Below are 22,835 nucleotides of genomic sequence, written 5' to 3'. Positions count from 1 at the left end.
CTCGTCGTGTCCCATTCACGAGCCCTCAGCACTCTATCCGTACACGATCGCGGACCCCCGAGGGCCGGGCATCGGGTGGCGATGGCCTGAAGTCTCGCGTTGCGCGCGCTGATCGCCTCCTGTGCGGAGGCCACCGCCGGACAGCAACGCCCGCCCCCAGAGCGCCAGTTCACAGAGTGACGGTCTTGTACTCCACATACTGCGCGAGCCCGACCGCGCCGTACTCCCGGCCGATCCCGCTCGCCTTGTAGCCCCCGAAAGGACCGTCGAAGGCGATGGGCGCGCCGTTCACGGTGACCGTGCCGGTGCGCAGACGGCGGGCGACGGCCAGCGCCCGGGCCCGGTCGGCGGACCAGACTCCGCCGGAGAGGCCGTACTGCGAGTCGTTGGCGATCCGTACGGCGTCGTCCTCCCCGTCGTAGGGGATGACGACGAGGACCGGGCCGAAGATCTCCTCCTGGGCGATCCGCATCGCGTTGTCCACGTCGGCGAAGACGGTCGGGGTGACGTAGTTGCCGCCGTCGAGGCCGGGCGGAACCTGGGGGCCGCCGGTGACCAGCCGCGCGCCTTCCTTGATGCCCAGCTCGATGTAGTCGCGCACGCGCTGCTGCTGGTCGGGGCGGACCATCGGGCCGATGAAGGTGTCGGGGTCGCTCGGGTCGCCGACCTTGAGGGACTCGACGAGGTGCTTGAGGGCCAGCACGACCTCCTCGTAGCGGGCGCGCGGTGCGAGGACCCGGGTCTGCGCGATGCAGGCCTCGCCGTTGTTCAGCAGGGACGCGAACTTCAGCCCCTGGACGGCCTGTTCGACGTCGGCGTCGTCGAGGACGACGGCGGCCGACTTGCCGCCCAGTTCCAGGCTGACCCGCTTCAACTGCTCGCCCGCGACGGACGCGATCCTGCGGCCGGCCCCGGTCGACCCGGTGAACGCGATCTTGTCCACGTCGGGGTGCGACACCAGGTACTCACTGGTCTCCCGGTCGGCGGGAAGGACGCTGATCACGCCCTCCGGCAGACCGGCCCGCTCCAGCAGTTCGGCGAGGAGTCCCATGCTCAGCGAGTTCTCCGGGGACACCTTGAGGACGACCGTGTTCCCGGCCAGCAGCGCGGGGATGACCTTGGCCAGGGCCGCGGAGAACGGGGAGTTCCACGGAATGACGGCGGCCACGACACCGATGGGCTCGCGGCGCAGCACGCTCCGGGTGGGGGAGTCGGGGTCGGACGGGGCCAGGATCTCCTCCCAACCGAGCTCCTCCGCCGCCTTGAGATAGGCGGCCGCCTGCCGGCCGAGCCCCGGCTGCCCGGCCAGCGTGAACCACCCGGCCGAACCGTTCTCCGCCGAGATCAGCCCCGCGATCTTCTCCGCGTCGGCCTCGCGCAGCGCGTCGAGCCGTCGTACGACGGCGATGCGTTCCGCGGGTGCCGTACGCGGCCAGGGGCCTTCGTCGAAGGCCGCGCGGGCGGCGGCCACGGCCCGGTCCACGTCGGCGGGGCGGGCCTGCGCGGCCCGGCCGATCACCGTCCGGTCGTGCGGCGACCGGATGTCCAGCAGCTCCGGGCTGCTCGGCACGGTCCACGAACCCGCGATGAAGAGTCGGTCGTAGGTGATCATGTGCTCGCTCCCGAGGGATGAGAGGCGGTCTCGTTATCTGTCACTTCAATGTAGCACTTAGATATTGGGAGGCCTCAGTTGTGAGTCTCTAGCCGGACTAGGTTCCACATGCCGGGCTATGCTTCGCCCTGTGAGAGCCGACGCCGTACGCAACCTCGAAGCCGTCCTGACGACCGGAGCGCGCATGCTCGCCGCCGATCCGGGCGCGAGCATCGCCGCCATCGCCGCCGAGGCCGGTGTCGACCGGCGCACCGTGTACCGGCGGTTCGCCTCCCGCGAGGAACTGCTGGCGGCCATCTACGAGGCGCGCGTCGAGGCCATCGAGCGGGCCGTCGAGGACGCCAGGCTGCGTGAGGCGCCGGTCGCCGTGGCCCTGCACCGCTACGTCGAGGGGATCATCGGCGTCAATCGCACGTGGCCCGTGGAGCTCACCCGGATGAAGGCCGACGAGACGATCCGCGACCGGCGCGACGCCCTGATCCGCGAGGTCGACACCTTCCTGGAACGCGCCACCGGCGAGGGGCTCCTGCGCGCCGACGTCCCGACCGCATGGGCGAGTTCACTGCTGCCGCAGCTCATGCACCTGGCTTCGCAGCAACTGCCCGAACTCGGCGCGGCCCAGGCGGCCGACATGGTCGTCGACACCTTTCTACGGGGGCTCGGCGGGCGGTGATGCCGGTGGTGCGCGCCGGTCCCCGTCCTTGACCCCCGTTCCGCCCTCCGTGATGCTGTGTTGCGGCACGCGCGAAGCGTGCCGTAATGAGCAACGTTCTGCTCAGGGTTTCTCATCAGCGGAGGAGTGGCCATGACGCACCAGGTCCGTGCTGTCGTCGCGCGGGGGAAAGGCGCCCCCGTCAGCCTGGAGACGATCCTCGTCCCCGACCCCGGCCCGGGTGAGGCGCTGGTGAAGGTCGAGGCGTGCGGGGTCTGCCACACCGATCTGCACTACCGCGAGGGCGGCATCAACGACGACTTCCCCTTCCTGCTCGGCCACGAGGCCGCGGGCGTCGTGGAGTCGGTCGGCGAGGGTGTCACCGATGTCGCCCCCGGTGACTTCGTGATCCTCAACTGGCGTGCCGTGTGCGGGAACTGCCGCGCCTGTCGACGCGGCCGGCCGCAGTACTGCTTCAACACCCACAACGCGAAGCAGAAGATGACCCTGCTCGACGGCACCGAACTCTCTCCCGCCCTCGGCATCGGCGCCTTCGCCGAGAAGACCCTGGTCGCGGCCGGACAGTGCACCAAGGTCGACCGGGCCGCATCGGCTGCCGCCGCCGGGCTGCTCGGCTGTGGCGTGATGGCCGGCATCGGCGCCGCGATCAACACCGGCAACGTCGGGCGCGGTGACACGGTCGCGGTCATCGGCTGCGGTGGTGTCGGTGACGCGGCGATCGCCGGGTCCCGGCTCGCCGGTGCGGCGCGGATCATCGCGGTGGACATCGACGACCGGAAGCTGGAGAAGGCCCGCTCCATGGGGGCCACCCACACGGTCAACTCCAAGGCCTCCGATCCCGTCGAGGCGATCCGCGAGCTGACCGGTGGTTTCGGCGCCGATGTCGTCATCGAGGCGGTCGGCCGCCCGGAGACGTACAAACAGGCCTTCTACGCACGCGACTTGGCGGGCACGGTCGTCCTCGTCGGTGTGCCGACCCCGGAGATGAAGCTCGAACTCCCGCTCCTGGACGTCTTCGGACGCGGTGGCTCGCTCAAGTCGTCCTGGTACGGCGACTGTCTGCCCTCCCGTGACTTCCCGATGCTGATCGACCTCTATCTCCAGGGGCGGCTGGATCTGGACGCGTTCGTCACCGAGACCATCGAGCTGGAGGACGTCGAGAAGGCCTTCGAGCGGATGCACGGCGGCGACGTGCTGCGTTCGGTGGTGGTCTTCTGATGAGCGCGCGCATCGAACGCCTCGTCACCTCAGGGCAGTTCACGCTCGACGGCGGCACCTGGGACGTCGACAACAACGTGTGGATCGTCGGCGACGACCACGAGGTCGTGGTCATCGACGCCGCGCACGACGCCGACGCCATCGCGGAGGCGATCGGCGACCGCCGCCTGACCGCGATCATCTGCACCCACGCGCACAACGACCACATCGACGCGGCACCCGAACTCGCCGACCGCACCGGTGCTCCGATCCTGCTCCACGCCGACGACCTGCCGCTGTGGAAGCAGACCCACCCCGACCGCGACCCCGACGCACATCTCGCCGACGGCCAGGTGATCGAGGTCGCGGATGCCGACCTCAGGGTTCTGCACACGCCCGGACACGCGCCCGGAGCCGTCTGTCTGCACGTGCCCGCCCTGAACGCCCTCTTCAGCGGTGACACGCTCTTCGCGGGCGGGCCGGGGGCCACGGGACGGTCGTACTCCCACTTCCCGACCATCGTCGACTCGATCCGGGACCGGCTGCTCGGGCTGCCGGGCGGCACCGTCGTATACACCGGTCATGGGGACACGACCACCGTCGGCGCCGAGGCGCCGCATCTTCAGGAGTGGATCGACCGCGGGTTCTGACCACTGCCCGGTGTTGCTGATGGCGCACGATGTTGCGTGAAAAGCAACACTGGGTCAGGGCTCCGCCTGGCCTCTGAACACCTTGACAACGGTTTGGGGCCGCCCTCAAACTGACGTTGCGCTTACCGCAATCCGTTTCGCTATACGCACCGAGGTGTCATGATGATTCCCGCGTGCCTTCTCGTGGATCTGCCGCGAGGCGAGGCCTACCGGCTCGACATCGATCCGCCGGTTTCGGTGTTCCACACCGACGACGGCGAGGTCTTCGCCATCGACGACACGTGCACCCACCAGGACGCCTCGCTCGCGGACGGCTGGCTGGAGGGCTGCGAGGTGGAATGCCCGCTGCACGCTTCGAAGTTCGACCTGCGGACGGGAGCGGTCGACGCCCCGCCGGCCAAGCGCCCGGTGCGGACCCACGAGGTGCTCGTCCAGGACGGCATGATCTACGTCGTGCCGTCCACGGACGCCCCGAACCTGCCGCCCTGCGTCGCGTCCCGGCTCGCCGGAGGACCCGCGTGAGGACCGTGGCCGTGGTGGGCGCCTCGCTGGCAGGCCTCTCGGCGGCACGTTCACTGCGGAGACAGGGCTACGACGGACGGCTCGTCGTCATCGGCGACGAACCCCATCGCCCGTACGACAGACCGCCGTTGTCCAAGGAGTTCCTCGCCGGGACCCTCGCCGAGGACGATCTCCTGCTGGAGTCGGACGACGAGGACCTGAGCGCGGAGTGGCTGCTGGGTGCCCGCGCCGTCGGGCTCCAAGTCGACGGCGCGGAGCGGGTGTTGCTCCTCGACGACGGCCGGGAGGTGCGGGCCGACGGAGTCGTCGTGGCGACGGGCGCGGTGGCGCGTAACCTGCCCGGCACGGACGGACTGGCCGGGGTGCACACCCTGCGCACCCTGGACGACGCCCGCGCCCTGCGCGACGAACTCGCCCTGGGCGGACGGCTGGTGGTGATCGGCGGCGGCTTCATCGGCGCCGAGGTCGCCTCCACGGCCTACGCCCTCGGACTCGACGTCACGGTGATCGAGGCCGCACCGACCCCCCTCGCGGGACCGCTCGGCGAGACCATGGGCGGGATCGTCTCCGCCCTCCACGAGGCCCACGGCGTACGGCTGTTGTGCGGTGTCGGGGTGAAGGGGCTGAGCGGGGAGGCCCGCGTCGACGCGGTGCTGCTGGAGGACGGGCGAACCGTCCCCGCGGACACGGTCGTTGTCGGTGTCGGCGCGCGGCCGTGCGTCGAGTGGCTGGAAGGGTCCGGCGTCGAGTTGGACAACGGCGTCAAGTGCGGTGCCGACGGCCGGACCAGTCTGGCCGGCGTGGTCGCCGTAGGAGACTGTGCCAACTGGTACGACCCGCGGGCGGGTTCGCATCGGCGGGTCGAGCACTGGACCGGGGCGCGGGAGCGGCCCGAGGCGGCCGTGGCCGCGCTGTTGTCGTGGGGTGCGGTGGCGGCGGAAGCGCAGCGGCCGCCGTACTTCTGGTCGGACCAGTACGGCGTGAAGATCCAGTTCGCCGGTCACGCCGCCGGTGCCGACAGTGTGACCGTCGAGGAGGGCACCCCGGGCGACCGGAGTTTCCTCGCCGTCTACCGGTGTGCCGGGCAGCCGGTCGCCGTGCTCGCGATGAACCAGCCGCGGCTGTTCATGCGGTGGCGCAAACAGCTTGCCGCCACGGTGAGTTGACCGTAACTACGCCGTCCGGAGTCGTTCGTCCCGGCGCGTGAATGACCGATCCACGACGTTCTCCGAGGAGTGCACTGTGACCTCGACCAGCCTGCCGGACAGCCTGATCGCCACCCTGCCCGGCTCCTCCTACACGGACCCGGGCATCTTCGCCCAGGAACAGGAACGCATCTTCGAGACGATGTGGTTCTGCGCCGTGCGCTCCTCCGAACTCGCCAAACCGGGCGCCTTCCGGACCGTCGACGTGGGCCGCGAGAGCATCCTCATCACGCGGGCCCGCGACAACTCGATACGCGCCTACTTCAACGTGTGCCGGCACCGGGGCGCCAAGCTCTGCACCGAGGAGACCGGCGAGGTCAAACGCGCCTTCCAATGCCCGTACCACGCCTGGACGTACGACCTGAACGGCAAGCTCGTGGCGGCGCCCAACCTCACCAAGATGCCGGACGTCGGCCGCACCGAGTTCGGGCTGGTGAGCGTCGCCGTCCAGGAATGGCTCGGCTATGTGTGGGTCAACCTGGCGGAGAACCCACCGTCGTTCGACGAGGACGTCATCAGCGAGGTCGTCACCCGGCTCGGCGACGTGGAGTCCCTGGAGCACTACGACATCGACCACCTCTCGGTGGGCAAGCGCATCGTCTACGACGTGAAGGCCAACTGGAAGCTCATCATCGAGAACTTCATGGAGTGCTACCACTGCGCCACGATCCACCCCGAACTCACCGAGGTGCTCCCGGAGTTCGCGGACGGCTACGCGGCCCAGTACTACGTCGGCCACGGCGCGGAGTTCGGTGAGGAGGTCCAGGGATTCACCGTGGACGGCTCGGAGGGGCTCGACCGGATTCCCGGGGTGAGCGAGGACCAGGACCGCCGTTACTACGCGATCACCATCAAGCCGCAGGTGTTCATCAACCTCGTGCCCGACCATGTGATCTTCCACCGGATGTACCCGGTGGCCGTCGACCGCACGATCGTCGAGTGCGACTGGCTCTACCTCCCGCACGTCGTCGAGAGCGGCAAGGACGTCAGCCGGTCCGTGGAACTCTTCGACCGGGTCAACCGCCAGGACTTCGAGGCGTGCGAGCGCACGCAGCCCGGGATGAGCTCCCGGATGTACGCCAAGGGCGGGGTGCTGGTGCCCAGCGAGCACCACATCGGCGCCTTCCACGACTGGGTGAACGAGCGCCTGGGGATCAACCCGGGGTGACTCGGCTCAAGTAGCCCCTGGGCTGGTCGAGTTGAGTGGGTTCAGCCCAGGTAGCCCATGCGGTGGCTGATCTCCTCGGCGCCCTTGACCAGGACCGGGGCGAGTTCGTGCAGCCGCTCCTCGGTGAACCGGTAGGCCGGTCCCGAGGCGCTCACCGCGGCGATGACCTCGCCGTCGCGGTTGCGCACCGGAGCGGCCACGGCGTGCAGCCCGACCTCCAACTCCTCGAGCGTCCAGGCGTATCCGCGCTCCCGGGCCTCGGCGAGGTTCTTCTCCAGCTTCGTCTTCGAGGTGATGGTGTGCGGGGTCACCTTCTTCAGGCCGGCCTCCGCCAGCAGCGCGGCGCGCTCCTTCGCGGGGAGGTGGGCCAGCAGGACCTTGCCGCTGGAGGTGGCGTGCAACGGGGTCAGTTCACCGACCCAGTTGTGCGCGGTGACAGCACCCGGGCCGCGCACCTCGTACAGGTTGATCGCGTACTGCTCCTGCATGACCGCGATGTTGACCGTCTCGCCGATCTCCTCGGCGAGACGCTCGCAGACCGGGCGGCCCTGCTGGGTGATGTCGATGCGCCCGGTGACCGCACCGGCCAGCCGCACGATCCCGAACCCGAGCCGGTACTTGCCCCGTTCGCCCGCCTGCTCCACCAACCCGCGCGCCTCCAGCGCCCCGAGCAGCCGGAACGCGGTCGACTTGTGAACGTCGATCTCCCCGGCCACCTCACTGACACCGGCCTCGCCACGCTGGGCCAGGATCTCCAGCACGCTGATGGCACGGTCCACGGACTGCACTCCGCCGGACTGCGAACCTGTCGTTTCAGTATCTGGACTGTAGTTGCTCACAGCGAAACTATACGCGCAGGGCGGTACAACGTGTTTACTGCCGGGACTTTGATCAGGCACTTTCGCCTGGTATCGGCAGTTGACCGACCGCCCGTTGCCAGGCGGCCTCCACGGCTGTGCGGGCCTGTGCGGTGGCGGCGGGGATGTCTCCGGTGAGGTGGACGGGTTCGCCGACGTGGACATGGAGGTCCGGGCGGCGCAGCGGTGCGGTGAGGACGCCGGCGAGCTGCTTCGTCCGGCCGCCGGAGACGATCCGGCGGGCACCGGCGTGGCCGAGCGGGACGACGGGTGCGCCGGTGGTGAGGGCGAGGCGGGCCAGACCGGTGCGGAAGGTGCCGGGGCCGCGGTCCCCGGAGTCCCGGCGGCGGGGGAGTCCGCCCTCGGGGTAGATCACCACGACCCGGCCGGCGGCGAGCGCCTCGGCCGCCAGATCCAGGGCCGTCGCCGCGCTACGGCTGCCCCGGTGCACCGGTATGTGGCCCTCGCGGGTGAGCCGGCGCCCGAGGACGGGCACCTTCCACAGCCCCGCGGTGGCGAGGACGACCGGCTCGACGCCGAGCCGGTGCAGCGCGGCCAGGACGAGTCCGGGATCGGCGAGGGCGGTGTGGTTGGGCGCGACGATACTGCCGGGCGCGACGGTGGCGACCGTCCCGGTGGTCACCGTCAGACGGCCGAGGAGGGGGACGACGGTACGGGCGAAGGCGCTGAGCACGTGCTGCTGACTCTCTGATCTGCCGGTGGTGCGGTGGTGGTGTGCGGACGAGTCGTATCATCACGCGGCCGGGCGGCAGGGGGCATGAGTACGCGTACTCACAAACGGGTCCGGACCGGTGAAACAGTACGGAAACCTGGGCCCGAAGGTTGCGTGGCACGCAACCTGGTGCGTATGGCGCTACTCGTATTAGCATGCCTCGCGTATCTACGGCGCGAGCGAGACGAGAGATCATGGCTCCCCTGCAATACGACTTCGTCATCGTCGGCGGTGGATCCGCCGGCAGCGCACTGGCGAACCGGCTCTCCGCGGATCCGGGCAACCAGGTGCTGGTCCTGGAGGCCGGCCGGCCCGACTACCCGTGGGACGTCTTCATCCACATGCCGGCCGCGCTGACCTATCCCATCGGTAGCCGGTTCTACGACTGGAAGTACGAGTCCGAACCCGAACCGCACATGGGCAACCGGCGTGTCTACCACGCGCGCGGCAAGGTGCTCGGCGGTTCCAGCAGCATCAACGGCATGATCTTCCAGCGCGGCAACCCCATGGACTACGAACGCTGGGCCGCCGACGCCGGCATGGAGAGCTGGGACTACGCGCACTGCCTGCCGTACTTCCGGCGGATGGAGAACTGCCTCGCGGCCGATCCCGACGACGAGTTCCGCGGCCACGACGGCCCGCTCGTCCTCGAACGCGGGCCCGCCACAAACCCGTTGTTCGGCGCGTTCCTCAACGCCGTGCAGGAAGCGGGGTATCCGCGCACCGACGACGTCAACGGCTACCAGCAGGAGGGCTTCGCGCCCTTCGACCGCAACGTCAGCCGGGGGCGTCGACTGTCGGCTGCCAAGGCGTACTTGAAGCCCGTGCGGAAGCGGCCCAACCTCACCGTCACCACCCGCGCGATGGTCACCCGCGTCCTCTTCGAGGGCAAGAAGGCCGTCGGCGTCGAGTACCGCCACCGCGGCAAGGTCCACCAGGTGCGCGCCCGCGAGGTCGTCCTCTGCGGCGGCGCGATCAACTCCCCCCAGTTGCTTCAGCTTTCGGGCGTCGGCAACGCCAAGGAGCTGAGCGCGCTCGGCATCGACGTCGTCCACGACCTGCCGGGCGTCGGCGAGAACATGCAGGACCACCTCGAGGTGTACATCCAGTACGCCTGCAAGCAACCCGTCTCCATGCAGCCGTACATGGCGAAGTGGCGCGCCCCCTTCATCGGGTTGCAGTGGCTCTTCCGCAAGGGCCCCGCCGCGACCAACCACTTCGAGGCGGGCGGCTTCGCCCGCAGCAACGAGGACGTCGACTACCCCAACCTGATGTTCCACTTCCTGCCCATCGCGGTCCGTTACGACGGCTCGTCGCCGGCCGGCGGCCACGGGTACCAGGTGCACGTCGGGCCCATGTACTCCGACGCGATCGGGTCGGTGAAGATCAAGAGCAAGGATCCGCTGGAGCATCCGGCGCTGCGCTTCAACTACCTGTCCACGGAACAGGACCGGCGTGAGTGGGTCGAGTCGATCCGGGTCGCCCGCAAGCTGCTCAACCAGCCGGCGCTCGCCCCCTACAACGACGGGGAGATCTCGCCCGGGCCGTCCGTGGAGAGCGCCGAGGAGATCCTCGCGTGGGTGGCCAAGGAGGGGGAGACCGCTCTGCATCCGTCCTGCACATGCAAGATGGGGACGGACGAGATGGCGGTCGTGGACCCCGGGAGCATGCGGGTGCACGGGGTGGAGGGGCTGCGCGTCGTGGACGCGTCCGTGATGCCGTACGTGACCAACGGGAACATCTATGCGCCGGTGATGATGATCGCGGAGAAGGCGGCGGACCTGATCCTGGGCAAGGAGCCGCTGGCGCCGTCCGAGGCGGTGTACTACCGGCACCGTGACGCCCTGGGGGCTCCGCCCCCAGATCCCCGTCGGCCCTGAAGGGGCCTCGTCCTCAAACGCCGGACGGGCTGGATTGTCCCGTCCGGCGTTTGAGGTGCGGCTGTATACGGCCCACCCTTACCGGAACACCACTGTCCGGTTCCCGTACACCATCACCCTGCTCTCGCTGTGCCACTTCACCGCGTGCGCCAGCACCTGCGCCTCCACGTCCCGTCCCACCGTCACCAGTTCCTCCGGGTCGAGCGAGTGGTCCACGCGGACCACGTCCTGGTCGATGATCTGGCCCTCGTCCAGTTCCGGCGTGACGTAGTGCGCGGTGGCGCCCACGAGCTTCACTCCTCGGTCGTACGCCTGCTGGTAGGGGCGGGCGCCCTTGAAGCTGGGGAGGAAGGAGTGGTGGATGTTGATGGCGTGGCCCTCGAACTGCTTGCAGAGGTCGTCGGAGAGGATCTGCATGTAGCGGGCCAGTACCACCAGGTCGATGTCCAAGTCCCGCACGAGGTCCAGGAGTTGGGCTTCCGCCTCGGCCTTCGTGTCCCTCGTCACCGGGATGTGGTGGAAGGGGATGCCGTACGTCTCCGCGAGGCCCTCGAAGTCGCGGTGGTTGGAGACGATCGCGGGGATCTCGATGTTGAGGGCGCCGGTACGCCTGCGGAAGAGCAGGTCGTTCAGGCAGTGGCCGAACTTGGACACCATGATCAGGGTCCTGGTCGGGGTCGCCGCGTCCCGGAGGGTCCAGGAGATGCGATACGCCTCGGCCACCGGACCGAATCGGTAACGCAGTGTTTTCAGGTCGGCGTTTGGATCGGAAACGTCGAAGTGGACCCTCATGAAGAAGCGGCCCTTGAGTCGATCATCGAATTGCTGGCTTTCGAGGATGTTGCCGGAGTTCCGGACCAGAAAGCCACTCACGGCGTGGACCAGTCCGGCGCTGTCCGGACACGAGAGAGTGAGGACGAATTCGCGGCCGGGGTGCGGTCGAGGGGACATGGGCGGCCTCCGTCGGTGCGTCAGGCTGGTGCGTATCGCACAACTTGGTGAGCGATACGCAACATGGTTGGGCCGGGCGCCACTCGCGGTCAAGAGGCGGCCGGGCAATGGGCCGCATGGCGAAATCGTCATCTGCCAACCCCTTGACGTATGTCTGCACATTCGCCAGGGTGTTCCACCACAAGCAATACGGTGCACGATGCGCAACGAAATTCGCTCGAAGGGCTCCACACGTGGCAGACCTGTATGTGGACGGAGAATGGCGCGCCGCGGTGACCGGCGGTCACCGTGACATTCGCTGTCCCGCCGACGGCACGCTCACCGCGACGGTGTCCGAGGGAACGCGCCCCGACACCGAGGCCGCGATCGCCGCCGCCCGCCGCGCGTTCGACGAAGGGCCCTGGCCGCGCACCCCCGAGCGGGAGCGCGGTGCCCTGCTGCTGCGCACCGCCGACATCCTCGAGCGCGACGCCAAGGAGTTCGCCCGCGCCGAGTCGCTGGACACCGGCAAGCGGCTGGTGGAGAGCGAGTACGACATCGCCGATGTCGTCTCCTGCTTCCGCTACTACGGCGGGATCGGCGGCACCGACGCCGGGCGGGTCATCGACACCGGGCGGGACGACGCCGTAAGCCGGGTCGTCTATGAGCCCGTTGGGGTGTGCGGGCTGATCACGCCCTGGAACTACCCGCTGCTGCAAGCCAGTTGGAAGGTCGCTCCGGCGCTGCTCGCCGGGAACACGATCGTCCTCAAGCCCAGTGAGCTGACGCCCTCCACCTCCATCCTGCTGATGAAGGCGCTGGAGGAGGCGGGGCTGCCGGCCGGGGTCGCCAATCTCGTGCTCGGTGCCGGGCCCGAGGTGGGCGCGCCGCTCTCCGAGGACCCCGCCGTCGACCTGGTCTCCTTCACCGGGGGCCTGGAGACCGGCAAACGCATCATGGCCACCGCCGCCGCGACCGTGAAGAAGGTGGCGCTGGAGCTGGGCGGCAAGAACCCCAACGTCATCTTCGCCGACGCCGACTTCGAGACGGCCGTGGACTTCGCGCTCACGGCCGTCTTCCTGCACTCCGGCCAAGTCTGCTCCGCCGGCGCCCGGTTGATCGTCGAGGACTCGCTGCACGACCGGTTCGTGGACGAAGTCGTGCGTCGCGCGCGGCAGATCAGGCTCGGCGGGCCCTTCGACCCCGAGGCCGAGACCGGCGCGCTGATCTCCGCACAGCACCGCGAGAAGGTCGAGGCGTATGTCGCGGCCGGCCTCGCCGAGGGTGCCGTACTGCGCTGCGGCGGTGAACGGCCGACCGAACCCGGCCTCGCCGACGGGCACTTCTACCCGCCGACCGTCCTCGACGGCTGTACGCAGGACATGCGGGTGGTGCACGAGGAGTCCTTCGGACCCGTGCTGACCGTCGAGCGCTTCACCGACGAGGACGACGCCGTACGCATCGCCAACGACACCGAGTACGGCCTCGCCGGCGCCGTCTGGACCCAGGACGCGGGGAAGGCCCAGCGGGTCGCCCGGCGCATGCGGCACGGCACGGTGTGGATCAACGACTACCACCCCTATGTGCCGCAGGCGGAATGGGGTGGCTTCGGACACTCGGGCGTGGGCCGGGAGTTGGGACCGACCGGCCTGGACGAGTACCGAGAGCCCAAGCACATCTGGCAGAACATCCAACCCCGGCCGCAGCACTGGTTCCGCGGCTGAACGCCGAAAAGAGGTCGATCGTGACCCCAGCACAGACCGAGGTGCCGCAGCGGCGCGGCACGCCCCAGGACTCGGGCCCCACCCCGGTCATCTCCGTGCGCAAGCTGTGGAAGGTGTTCGGGCCGAAGGCGGACCAGGTACCCGACTCAGAGGAACTGTGCGGGCTGACCCGCCGTGAGCTGATGGACCGCACCGGCTGCACCGCCGCCGTACGCGATGTGAACTTCGAGGTCTCGCCCGGCGAGGTCTTCGTCGTCATGGGCCTGTCCGGCTCCGGGAAGTCCACCCTCGTGCGATGTCTGACCCGGCTGATCGAACCCACCGCGGGGGAGATCGTCTTCGAGGGCGAGGACATCCGGGACGCGGACGCCAAACGGCTGCGCGAGCTGCGGCGCCGTAAGTTCTCCATGGTCTTCCAGCACTTCGGGCTGCTGCCGCACCGCCGGGTCGTCGACAACGTGTCGTTCGGCCTGGAGATCCGCGGCATGAGCAAGGCCGAGCGCACCAAACGGGCCCTGGAAGTCGTCGAGTTGGTGGGCCTGTCGGGATACGAGAACTCCTATCCCGACCAGCTCTCCGGAGGTATGCAGCAACGCGTTGGTCTGGCCCGGGCGTTGGCCGGAGACCCGGATGTCCTCCTCTTCGACGAGCCGTTCTCCGCGCTCGACCCGCTGATCCGCCGCGACATGCAGAACGAGGTCATCCGGCTGCACCACGAGGTCGGCAAGACCATGGTGTTCATCACCCACGACCTGTCCGAGGCCCTGAAGTTGGGCGACCGCATCCTCATCATGCGCGACGGCAAGATGGTGCAGTGCGGGACCGGGGACGAGCTGGTCGGCGCCCCCGCCGACGACTACGTGCGCGAGTTCGTGAAGGACGTGCCGCGCGGCGACGTCCTCACCCTGCGCTGGATCATGCGCCCCGCCGTCGATGAAGACCCCCTGGACGGACCCGAGTTGGGCCCGGACGTCGTCGTACGCGAGGCCACGCGCGCGGTGCTCGCGGCCGACAAGCCGGTCAAGGTCGTCGAGAACGGCAAGCTGCTCGGCATCGTCGGCGACGAGGAGATCCTCGCGGTCGTCGCCGGGCGGGAAGGCGACGCGTGATGACCGTCGCCGTGGAGAAACCGGAGCCCGCAGCGCAAGTCGCGGACGCCGCACCGGACTTGAAGGGCCCGCGCCGCAAGGTCACCCGGCCCATGATGGTCGGCGCCATCCTCGTCGTGTGGCTGGTGCTGTTCGCCGTGCTGCGCGGCAAGCAGACGCTGACGCTCGCGGCGGCCGATCTCACCGGACTGCACCGGTGGTTCAACGACCTCAACGACTCGGTCGGCGCCAACCGCAACTCCAACCCGCTCTTCCTCTACTTCTTCAACGAGATCCGCCTGGTCATCGACAACCTGGTGACCTTCGTCCAGGACCTGATCTCACAGCCGAGCGGCGACCGCCCGCTGCCGCAGATCGGCTGGCTCGGGGTCGTCGGCATCGCCGGCCTCGTGTCCTGGGCCGTCGGCAACTGGCGGGTCGCGCTTCTCGCCATGGCCGGCTTCGCCTTCTTCGGGCTCCAGGGTCTGTGGCAGGAGAGCATGGACACCCTGGCGCTCACCCTCTCCGCCGTGCTCGTGGCGCTGGTGTTCGCGATCCCGCTGGGGGTCTGGGCGGGGCTGTCCGACCGGTTCAACCGGATCATCACGCCCTTCCTCGACTTCATGCAGACGATGCCGACCTTCGTCTACCTCGCGCCGCTCACCCTGATCTTCCTGATCGGCCCGGCCTCCGCCGTGATCGCCACGGTGATCTACGCGGCCCCGCCCGCGATCCGCATCACCGCGCACGGCATCCGCAACGTGCCGGAGACGACCGTGGAAGCGGCCGACTCCATGGGCTCGACGCGCTGGCAGTCGCTGATCAAGGTGCTGCTGCCGATGGCCAAGCGGACCGTGGTCATGGGCGTCAACCAGACCATCATGGCCGCCCTCGCGATGGTCACCATCGCGGCCCTGATCGACGCACCCGGCCTCGGCAAGACCGTCATGCAGGCCCTCCAGTCGCTCGACGTCGGTACGGCCTTCAACGCGGGCCTTGCGATCGTCATCATGGCCATCGTCCTCGACCGGGTCACCACCGCGTCCAGCACGAGGGCGGAACAGGCCCGCAACTCGTCCGGTCGCTTCCTCAAGTGGCGCCGCCCGCTGCTCGGTTCGGGCGCCGTGGTCGCCGTAGTGCTGATCTATCTGTCGCACACCTACCTCTGGGCGGCACAGTTCCCGGGCGACGGCACCACCGGCAGCCATATCGCCAACGCGGCGGACAGCGTGACGACTTGGGCGCAGGACAATCTCTCCGGGGTCACCAACGCCTTCCGGGACGCGATCACCAACGGCCTGCTCAACCCGTTCCAGTCGCTGCTCACCGACTCCCCGTGGTGGCTCGTCGGCGCGGCCCTGATCGGCATCGGCGTGGTCGTCGGCGGCTGGCGCTCGGGGATCACAACTGCCGTGTGTGTAGGGCTGCTTGTGGGCACCGGCGTGTGGTCGGACGCGATGACGACGCTGGCCTCGACGGTCGTGGCGACCGTGATCGTGATGCTGTTCGGCATCGCCTTCGGGGTGTGGATGGGGCGCAGCACGATAGTGGACCGGCTGCTGCGGCCCACGCTGGACGCGGCGCAGGTCATGCCGCCGTTCGTCTATCTGGTGCCGTTCCTGGCGCTGTTCGGCGCGACCCGCTTCACCGCGATCGTCGCAGCCGTCGTGTACGCCGTACCGGTCGCCATCAAGATCGTCGCCGACGGGGTACGGACCGTACCGGAGACGACAGTCGAAGCGGCCACGGCGGCCGGGTGCAACACCTGGCAGATCATCACCAAGGTTCAACTCCCGATGGCACGCAGCGCCCTGACCCTCGCGACCAACCAGGGCCTGATCTATGTGCTGTCGATGGTTGTTGTGGGCGGCCTGGTGGGAGCCGGCGCCCTCGGCTACGACGTCGTGGCCGGATTCTCCCAGAGCGAGCTGTACGGCAAGGGCCTGGCGGCTGGGCTCGCCATCGTCCTGCTCGGAGTCATGTTCGACCGGATCACTCAGGCGGCCGCGCGCCGAACCAGCGCTTAAAGGAGCACGACACCATGGCAAGACACTGGCGAACCGGCGCGGCCGGCCTGGCCGTCCTCGGCCTCACCCTCACCGCCTGCGGCGGGGCGAAGGTCGGCGACACGTCCTCGGGCTCCGGCTCGGGCAGCAGCTCGGGCAGCTCGGCGAAGTGCGGGACCTTCAACCTCGCGGTCAACCCGTGGGTGGGCTACGAGGCGGACGCTGCGGTCGTCGCGTACGTTGCGCAGCACCAACTCGGCTGTACGGTCAACAAGAAGGACCTGAAAGAGGAGATCGCCTGGCAGGGCTTCGGCACCGGCGAGGTCGACGCGGTCCTGGAGAACTGGGGTCACGACGACCTCAAGAAGAAGTACATCACCGGCCAGAAGACCGCCGTCGAGGCCGGCCAGACCGGCAACAAAGGCATCATCGGCTGGTACGTACCGCCGTGGCTCGCGAAGGCCCACCCCGACATCCTGAACTACAAGAACCTCAACAAGTACGCGTCCAAGTTCAAGACCTCCGAGTCGGGCGGCAAGGGCCAACTCCTCGACGGAGACCCGTCGTACGTCACCAACGACGCGGCGCTGGTGAAGAACCTGAAACTGGACTTCAAGGTGGTGTACGCGGGCAGCGAGACCGCGCTCATCCAGGCCTTCCGCACCGCCGAGAAGAACAAGCAGTGGGTCATCGGCTATTTCTACGAGCCGCAGTGGTTCCTCTCCGAGGTCGCGCTCAAGAAGGTGTCGCTGCCCGCGTACACGACGGGCTGTGACGCCGTCGCGTCGAAGATCGCCTGCGACTACCCGGTCTACAACCTCGACAAGATCGTCAGCGCGAAGTTCGCCAAGTCGGGCAGCCCCGCCTACAACCTGGTGAAGAACTTCAACTGGACGAACGAGGACCAGAACACCGTCGCCAAGTACATAGCGCAGGACAAGCTGTCCGACGAGGCGGCGGCGAAGAAGTGGGTCGACGCCAACCAGGCCAAGGTGGACGCCTGGCTCAAGTAGGCGGCGGCAGAACAGGGTTGACCATGCCCGGTGGGCGGTGCGCGCAGGTGCGTACCGCCCACCGGGCATCGCCGTGTTCCGGCCGGTGATCAGGGGGGTCGTCCGACGTCACGGGACCCCTTGACACCCACTCCTCGCGCCGGGCACATTGAGTTGCGCAACCTGAAGCATGTTGCGCAGACAGCAACCGGATTGCTCTCTAGCCGGAGGTGCGGCGATGGCGGGACCCCGAGTGGTCATCATCGGAGCGGGCGTCGTGGGGGCGGCGCTCGCGGACGAGATCTCCGCGCGAGGCTGGACCGAAGTGACCGTGGTCGACCAGGGCCCGCTGCCCGCCACCGGGGGCTCCTCCTCGCACGCCCCCGGACTGGTCTTCCAGACCAACTCCTCGAAGACCATGACCGAGTTGGCCCGCTACACCGTCGAGAAGTTCTGCTCCCTCGACGTCGACGGCAAGCCCTGCTTCCTCCAGGTCGGCGGCCTCGAGGTCGCCACCACCCCCGAGCGCGTCGCGGAACTCCACCGCCGCCACGGTTGGATCACCGCGTGGGGCATCGAGGCCCGCCTGCTCACCCCCGAGGAGTGCCTCGCACAGCACCCGCTCCTCAACCCCGACAAGGTCCTCGGCGGCCTCCTGGTCCCCACCGACGGCCTCGCGAAGGCCGTCCTCGCCGTGGAAGCCCAGATCCGCCGCGCCACGGACCGCGGCGTGACCTTCCTCGCCCGCCACGAGGTCCTGGACGTCCAGCGGGCCGACGGGCGCGTCACCGGCGTCCTCACGGACCGGGGCGAGATCCCCGCCGACATCGTCGTGTGCTGCGCCGGCATCTGGGGTCCGAAGATCGCCCGCATGGTCGGCATGAACCTCCCGCTGACCCCGCTCGGCCACCAGCTCGCCTGGACCGGCCCGGTCCCCGCCCTCGCCGGCCAGGCCGAGGAGGCCGTCCGCCCGATCCTGCGCCACCAGGACGCCGACCTCTACTACCGCGACCGCTTCGACGCCATCGGCATCGGCTACTACGGCCACCGCCCGATGCCCATCTCGGCCGACGACATCCTCTCGGTCGACGAGGCGGCCGACATGCCGTCCGTCCTCAAGTTCACCGAGGACGACTTCGCGCCCGCGTGGACGGAGACCCAGTCCCTGCTCCCCGCGACGCAGGACGCGAAGGTCGAGGAGGGCATCAACGGCCTCTTCTCCTTCACCACCGACAACTTCCCGCTCCTCGGGGAGAGTTCGGAGGTCAAGGGCTTCTGGGTCGCCGAGGCGGTCTGGGTCACGCACTCGGCTGGGGTCGGCCGGGCGATGGCGGAGTGGCTGGTAGACGGTTTCTGCTCGTCCTTCGACCTCCACGAGTGCGACGTCAACCGCTTCGAACAGCACCAGCTCGCCCCGGAATACGTCCTGGCCCGCGACTGCCAGAACTTCGTCGAGGTCTACGACATCCTCCACCCCCTCCAGCCGTCCGGTGAGCCGCGCCCGATCCGCACCAGCCCCTTCCACACCCGCCAGCAGGAACACGGCGCGGTCTTCCTGGAGGCGAACGGCTGGGAGCGCCCGCAGTGGTACGAGGCCAACTCGGGCCTGGTGGAAGGCCGTTCGATCCCCACCCCGAACGACTGGGCGGCCCAGTACTGGTCGCCCATCGTCGGCGCCGAGGCGCAGGCCACCCGCGAAACGGTCGCGATGTACGACATGACGGCCCTCAAACGCCTCGAAGTGACCGGCCCCGGCGCCGCCGACTTCCTGGAGGGCCTGGTCACCGGCAAGGTCGCCAAATCGGTCGGCTCGGTGACGTACACGCTCCTCCTCGACGAGGACGGCGGCATCCGCAGCGACATCACCGTCGCCCGGCTGGCCCGCGACCGCTTCCAGGTCGGCGCCAACGGCAACCTCGACCTCGACTGGTTCACCCGCCACCTGCCGGCCGACGGCACGGTCCAGGTCCGCGACATCACGCCGGGCACCTGCTGCATAGGCCTGTGGGGCCCGCTGGCCCGCAAGGTCCTCCAGCCCCTGACGGACGAGGACTTCACCAACGAGGGCCTGAAGTACTTCCGCGCCAAACACGCCTACATCGGCACGGTCCCCGTCACCGCCATGCGCCTCTCCTACGTCGGCGAACTCGGCTGGGAGCTGTACACCACCGCCGACCAGGGCCAGAAACTCTGGGACACCCTGTGGCAGGCGGCGCAGCCCCTCGGCGGTGTCATCGCGGGCCGCGGCGCCTTCAACAGCCTGCGCCTGGAGAAGGGTTACCGCTCCTTCGGCACCGACATGACCTACGAGCACGACCCCTACGAGGCCGGCGTCGGCTTCGCCGTCAAGCTCGACAAGGGCGACTTCATCGGCAAGGCCGCACTGGAACGCCGAAAGACCGCCGTACAGAGGCAGTTGACCTGCCTCACCATCGACGACCCCCGCTCGGTCGTCCTGGGCAAGGAGCCGGTCTACGACGGCGAGCGCGCCGTCGGCTACGTCACCAGCGCCGCCTACGGCTACACGATCGGCAAGGGCATCGCGTACGCCTGGCTGCCATCCGAACTCGCCACCCCCGGAACGACGTTGCACATCGGCTACTTCGACGAGCGCGTCGAGGCGGTCGTCGCGGCGGAGCCCCTGTTCGACCCGACGATGTCCCGCCTCCGCGGCTAGCCGGAAGGACGAGAACGCCGAATGAACGCGCTGAACACCCCTTTGTCGGAACTGGACCCCGAGATCCACGCCGCGCTCCGCGCCGAACTGCACCGTCAGCAGTCCACGTTGGAGATGATCGCCTCCGAGAACTTCGCGCCCACCGCCGTCCTGGAGGCGCAGGGCTCGGTCCTCACCAACAAGTACGCGGAGGGCTACCCGGGCCGCCGCTACTACGGCGGCTGTGAACACGTCGACGTCACCGAGCGGTTGGCGATCGAGCGGATCAAGTCGCTCTTCGGCGCGGGCTTCGCCAACGTCCAGCCGCACTCGGGCGCACAGGCCAACACGGCAGTGTTCTTCGCCCTGTTGAAGCCCGGCGACACGATCCTCGGCCTCGACCTCGCCCACGGCGGCCACCTCACCCACGGCATGCGGCTCAACTACAGCGGCAAGATGCTGAACGTGGTGCCCTACCACGTCTCCGAGACCGACAATCTGGTCGACATGGACGAGGTGGAACGCCTCGCGAAGGAACACCGCCCCAAGATGATCATCGCGGGCTGGTCGGCGTATCCACGGCAGTTGGACTTCGCGGCATTCCGGCGGATCGCCGACGAGGTGGGCGCGCTGCTGATGGTCGACATGGCGCACTTCGCGGGCCTGGTGGCCGCGGGCCTGCACCCGAACCCGGTCCCGCACGCCCACGTGACCACGACGACGACGCACAAGACCCTCGGCGGCCCGCGCGGCGGAGTCATCCTCACCAACGAGGCCGACCTCGCCAAGAAGATCAACTCGGCGGTGTTCCCCGGCATGCAGGGCGGCCCCCTGGAACACGTCATCGCCGCGAAGGCGGTGTCGTTCAAGGTCGCCGCCTCACCCGAGTTCGCCGAACGCCAGGCCCGCACACTCGCCGGCGCCCGCATCCTCGCCGAACGCCTCACCCGCCCCGACGTGGCGGCCACCGGCGTGAAGGTCCTGACCGGCGGCACGGACGTCCACCTGGTCCTGGTCGACCTGCGCGACTCGGAGCTGGACGGCAGGCAGGCGGAAGACCTCCTCCACGAGATCGGCATCACCGTCAACCGAAACGCGGTCCCCTTCGACCCGCGCCCGCCCATGGTCACGTCGGGACTGCGCATCGGCACCCCGGCACTGGCCACGCGAGGCTTCACGGAGGAGGACTTCGCGGAGGTGTCCGACGTGATCGCGCTGGCCCTCCAACCGGCCCCCGGCATAGGCGACTTGCGCGCCCGCACGGAGGCACTGGCGGCGAAACACCCGCTCTACCCGCACCTGTCCGAGGAGGGCGACCCCCGATGACCCCCCGCACCCCGGGCGCCGACCTCCCCGAACACCCCGACTGGCTGTGGCGCACCCCCGAGCCGAAACGCTCGTACGACGTGATCGTGGTCGGCGGCGGAGGCCACGGCCTGGCCACCGCCCACTACTTGGCGAAGAACCACGGCATCACGAACGTCGCGGTGTTGGAGAAGGGTTGGCTGGCGGGCGGCAACATGGCCCGCAACACCACGATCATCCGCTCCAACTACCTCTGGGACGAGAGCGCGGGCATCTACGAGCACGCGCTGAAGCTGTGGGAGGGCCTGGAGGAGGAGCTGGACTACCCGATCCTCTTCTCCCAGCGCGGAGTCCTCAACCTCGCCCACAGCCTCCAGGACGTCCGCGACAGCGTGCGCCGAGTCGAGGCGAACCGCCTCAACGGCGTGGACGCGGAGTGGCTGGACGAACGGCAGGTCAAGGAGGTCTGCCCGATCGTCAACATCTCACCGGACGTGCGCTATCCGGTGATGGGGGCCACCTACCAACCACGCGCGGGCATAGCCAAGCACGACCACGTGGCCTGGGGCCTGGCCCGCTCGGCGGACGCGGCGGGCATCGACATCATCCAGAACTGCGAAGTCACCGGCCTGGACATCGTCGACGGCAGGGTGACCGGCGTACAGACGACACTCGGCCCGATAGCGGCGGGCAAGGTCGCCCTGTGCTCGGCCGGCCACTCCTCGGTCCTCGCGGCCATGGCGGGCATCCAACTCCCGCTCCAGAGCCACCCGTTGCAGGCACTGGTGTCGGAACTGCTGGAGCCGGTCCACCCCACGGTCGTCATGTCCAACGCGGTCCACGTGTACGTGAGCCAGGCGCACAAGGGCGAGCTGGTGATGGGCGCGGGCATCGACTCGTACAACTCCTACACGCAGCGCGGCGCGTTCCACATCATCGAGGAGCAAATGGCGGCGGCGTTGGAGCTGTTCCCGATCTTCGCCCGCGCGCATGTCCTGCGCACGTGGGGCGGCATCGTGGACGTCACCCCCGACGCCTCACCGATAGTAGGTCTCACCCCGGTCGACAACCTCTACCTGAACTGCGGTTGGGGAACCGGAGGCTTCAAGGCCACCCCGGGCGTCGGCTGGGTCTACGCGCACACGATCGCCCACGACGCCCCCCACCCCCTCAACGCCCCCTTCTCGCTCGACCGTTTCACCACCGGCGCGCTCGTCGACGAGCACGGCGCCGCCGCGGTGGCCCACTAGGGAGCCCAACCATGCTGCTGATCCCCTGCCCCTGGTGCGGGCCCCGCGACGAGTCCGAGTTCCACTACGGCGGCCAGGCCCACGTGGCCTACCCCGAAACCCCCGCGGACCTGACCGACGAGGAGTGGGCCCGCTACCTGTTCTTCCGAGCCAACCCCAAGGGCCCGTTCGCAGAACGCTGGAACCACGCGGCAGGCTGCCGCCGCTGGTTCAACGCGGTACGGGACACGTCGACGAACGAGATCCTGAGGGTGTACCGGGCGGGGGAGCCGGAACCGACCGCAGGATCAACCGGTCCGGCGTCCACATTGCAGCGAGGGCCCGCACCCTCAGTCCGTCCGGCTTTTCAGCGAGGGCCCGCACCATCAGCCCGTCCGGCGTTTGAGG

At 69.0% G+C, this 22,835-nt stretch carries 19 protein-coding genes; 15 read left to right on the top strand and 4 right to left on the bottom strand.

Features of this window, described 5'->3' with window-relative positions:
* Window positions 1-169: 169 nt before the first annotated feature.
* Window positions 170-1,612 (bottom strand): aldehyde dehydrogenase, encoded by a 1,443-nt coding sequence (locus JHN63_RS08325; protein WP_200678420.1) that lies wholly within the window; start codon window positions 1,610-1,612, stop codon window positions 170-172.
* Window positions 1,613-1,796: 184 nt separating this feature from the next.
* Between JHN63_RS08325 and JHN63_RS08320 the strand changes: the two genes are divergently transcribed.
* The 6 genes from JHN63_RS08320 (at window position 1,797) to JHN63_RS08295 (ending at window position 7,027) form a co-directional block, all read left to right on the top strand.
* Window positions 1,797-2,285 (top strand): TetR/AcrR family transcriptional regulator, encoded by a 489-nt coding sequence (locus JHN63_RS08320; protein ID WP_200678448.1) that lies wholly within the window; start codon window positions 1,797-1,799, stop codon window positions 2,283-2,285.
* 132 nt (window positions 2,286-2,417) lie between these two features.
* Complete coding sequence (locus JHN63_RS08315) at window positions 2,418-3,503, top strand: S-(hydroxymethyl)mycothiol dehydrogenase (protein WP_200678418.1); 1,086 nt, start codon at window positions 2,418-2,420, stop codon at window positions 3,501-3,503.
* Window positions 3,503-4,132, top strand: coding sequence for an MBL fold metallo-hydrolase (locus JHN63_RS08310; protein WP_200678416.1), 630 nt, complete (start codon window positions 3,503-3,505; stop codon window positions 4,130-4,132). The genes JHN63_RS08315 and JHN63_RS08310 overlap by 1 nt, the downstream gene beginning before the upstream one ends.
* Window positions 4,133-4,291: 159 nt before the next feature.
* A complete protein-coding gene (locus JHN63_RS08305; RefSeq protein WP_019069625.1) occupies window positions 4,292-4,654 on the top strand; it encodes a bifunctional 3-phenylpropionate/cinnamic acid dioxygenase ferredoxin subunit in 363 nt (120 codons plus the stop codon).
* The gene (locus JHN63_RS08300) at window positions 4,651-5,820 is read left to right on the top strand and encodes an NAD(P)/FAD-dependent oxidoreductase (RefSeq protein WP_200678414.1); all 1,170 of its coding nucleotides are present in this window, start codon (window positions 4,651-4,653) and stop codon (window positions 5,818-5,820) included. The genes JHN63_RS08305 and JHN63_RS08300 overlap by 4 nt, the downstream gene beginning before the upstream one ends.
* A 76-nt stretch (window positions 5,821-5,896) precedes the next feature.
* Window positions 5,897-7,027, top strand: coding sequence for an aromatic ring-hydroxylating dioxygenase subunit alpha (locus JHN63_RS08295; RefSeq protein ID WP_200678412.1), 1,131 nt, complete (start codon window positions 5,897-5,899; stop codon window positions 7,025-7,027).
* A gap of 41 nt (window positions 7,028-7,068) precedes the next feature.
* Here the strand turns inward: JHN63_RS08295 and JHN63_RS08290 are convergent, their stop codons facing one another.
* Entirely contained in the window at window positions 7,069-7,815 is a 747-nt protein-coding gene (locus JHN63_RS08290) for an IclR family transcriptional regulator (RefSeq protein WP_200678447.1), read from the bottom strand.
* A 103-nt stretch (window positions 7,816-7,918) separates the two neighbouring features.
* Window positions 7,919-8,578 carry a 1-acyl-sn-glycerol-3-phosphate acyltransferase gene (locus tag JHN63_RS08285; protein WP_200678411.1) on the bottom strand — a complete coding sequence of 220 codons (660 nt, stop codon included), beginning with the start codon at window positions 8,576-8,578 and terminating at the stop codon, window positions 7,919-7,921.
* 233 nt (window positions 8,579-8,811) lie between these two features.
* On the opposite strand from JHN63_RS08285, the gene betA reads away from it, so the two are divergent.
* Window positions 8,812-10,497: a choline dehydrogenase gene (gene betA, locus JHN63_RS08280; protein WP_200678410.1), complete on the top strand. Its 1,686-nt coding sequence runs from the start codon at window positions 8,812-8,814 to the stop codon at window positions 10,495-10,497.
* Between the two features lie 78 nt (window positions 10,498-10,575).
* Here the strand turns inward: betA and purU are convergent, their stop codons facing one another.
* Window positions 10,576-11,448 (bottom strand): formyltetrahydrofolate deformylase, encoded by an 873-nt coding sequence (gene purU, locus JHN63_RS08275; RefSeq protein ID WP_200678408.1) that lies wholly within the window; start codon window positions 11,446-11,448, stop codon window positions 10,576-10,578.
* Between the two features lie 233 nt (window positions 11,449-11,681).
* Here purU and JHN63_RS08270 point away from each other — a divergent pair, with 233 nt between their 5' ends.
* The 8 genes from JHN63_RS08270 to JHN63_RS08235 form a co-directional block, all read left to right on the top strand.
* A complete protein-coding gene (locus JHN63_RS08270; RefSeq protein WP_200678407.1) occupies window positions 11,682-13,151 on the top strand; it encodes an aldehyde dehydrogenase family protein in 1,470 nt (489 codons plus the stop codon).
* Window positions 13,152-13,171: 20 nt separating this feature from the next.
* Window positions 13,172-14,260, top strand: coding sequence for a glycine betaine/L-proline ABC transporter ATP-binding protein (locus JHN63_RS08265; protein WP_200678406.1), 1,089 nt, complete (start codon window positions 13,172-13,174; stop codon window positions 14,258-14,260).
* Window positions 14,260-16,266, top strand: a complete 2,007-nt coding sequence (locus JHN63_RS08260; protein ID WP_200678405.1) for a proline/glycine betaine ABC transporter permease — start codon at window positions 14,260-14,262, stop codon at window positions 16,264-16,266. Before JHN63_RS08265 ends, JHN63_RS08260 begins: the two co-directional genes overlap by 1 nt.
* 14 nt (window positions 16,267-16,280) lie before the next feature.
* Window positions 16,281-17,258: an ABC transporter substrate-binding protein gene (locus JHN63_RS08255; protein ID WP_200678404.1), complete on the top strand. Its 978-nt coding sequence runs from the start codon at window positions 16,281-16,283 to the stop codon at window positions 17,256-17,258.
* 217 nt (window positions 17,259-17,475) lie between these two features.
* A complete protein-coding gene (locus JHN63_RS08250; protein ID WP_200678403.1) occupies window positions 17,476-19,914 on the top strand; it encodes an FAD-dependent oxidoreductase in 2,439 nt (812 codons plus the stop codon).
* 21 nt (window positions 19,915-19,935) lie between these two features.
* Window positions 19,936-21,219 carry a serine hydroxymethyltransferase gene (gene glyA, locus JHN63_RS08245; RefSeq protein ID WP_200678402.1) on the top strand — a complete coding sequence of 428 codons (1,284 nt, stop codon included), beginning with the start codon at window positions 19,936-19,938 and terminating at the stop codon, window positions 21,217-21,219.
* Window positions 21,216-22,448, top strand: coding sequence for a sarcosine oxidase subunit beta family protein (locus JHN63_RS08240; protein ID WP_200678401.1), 1,233 nt, complete (start codon window positions 21,216-21,218; stop codon window positions 22,446-22,448). The genes glyA and JHN63_RS08240 overlap by 4 nt, the downstream gene beginning before the upstream one ends.
* An 11-nt stretch (window positions 22,449-22,459) precedes the next feature.
* A partial coding sequence (locus JHN63_RS08235) for a sarcosine oxidase subunit delta (RefSeq protein ID WP_234476300.1) occupies window positions 22,460-22,835 on the top strand: 376 nt, incomplete at its 3' end.

The sequence above is a fragment of the Streptomyces sp. MBT65 genome, from assembly GCF_016612545.1.
GTDB lineage: Bacteria > Actinomycetota > Actinomycetes > Streptomycetales > Streptomycetaceae > Streptomyces.
The sequence above is the reverse complement of the archived record's forward strand: the minus strand, read 5'-3'. Positions and strand labels throughout refer to the sequence as shown.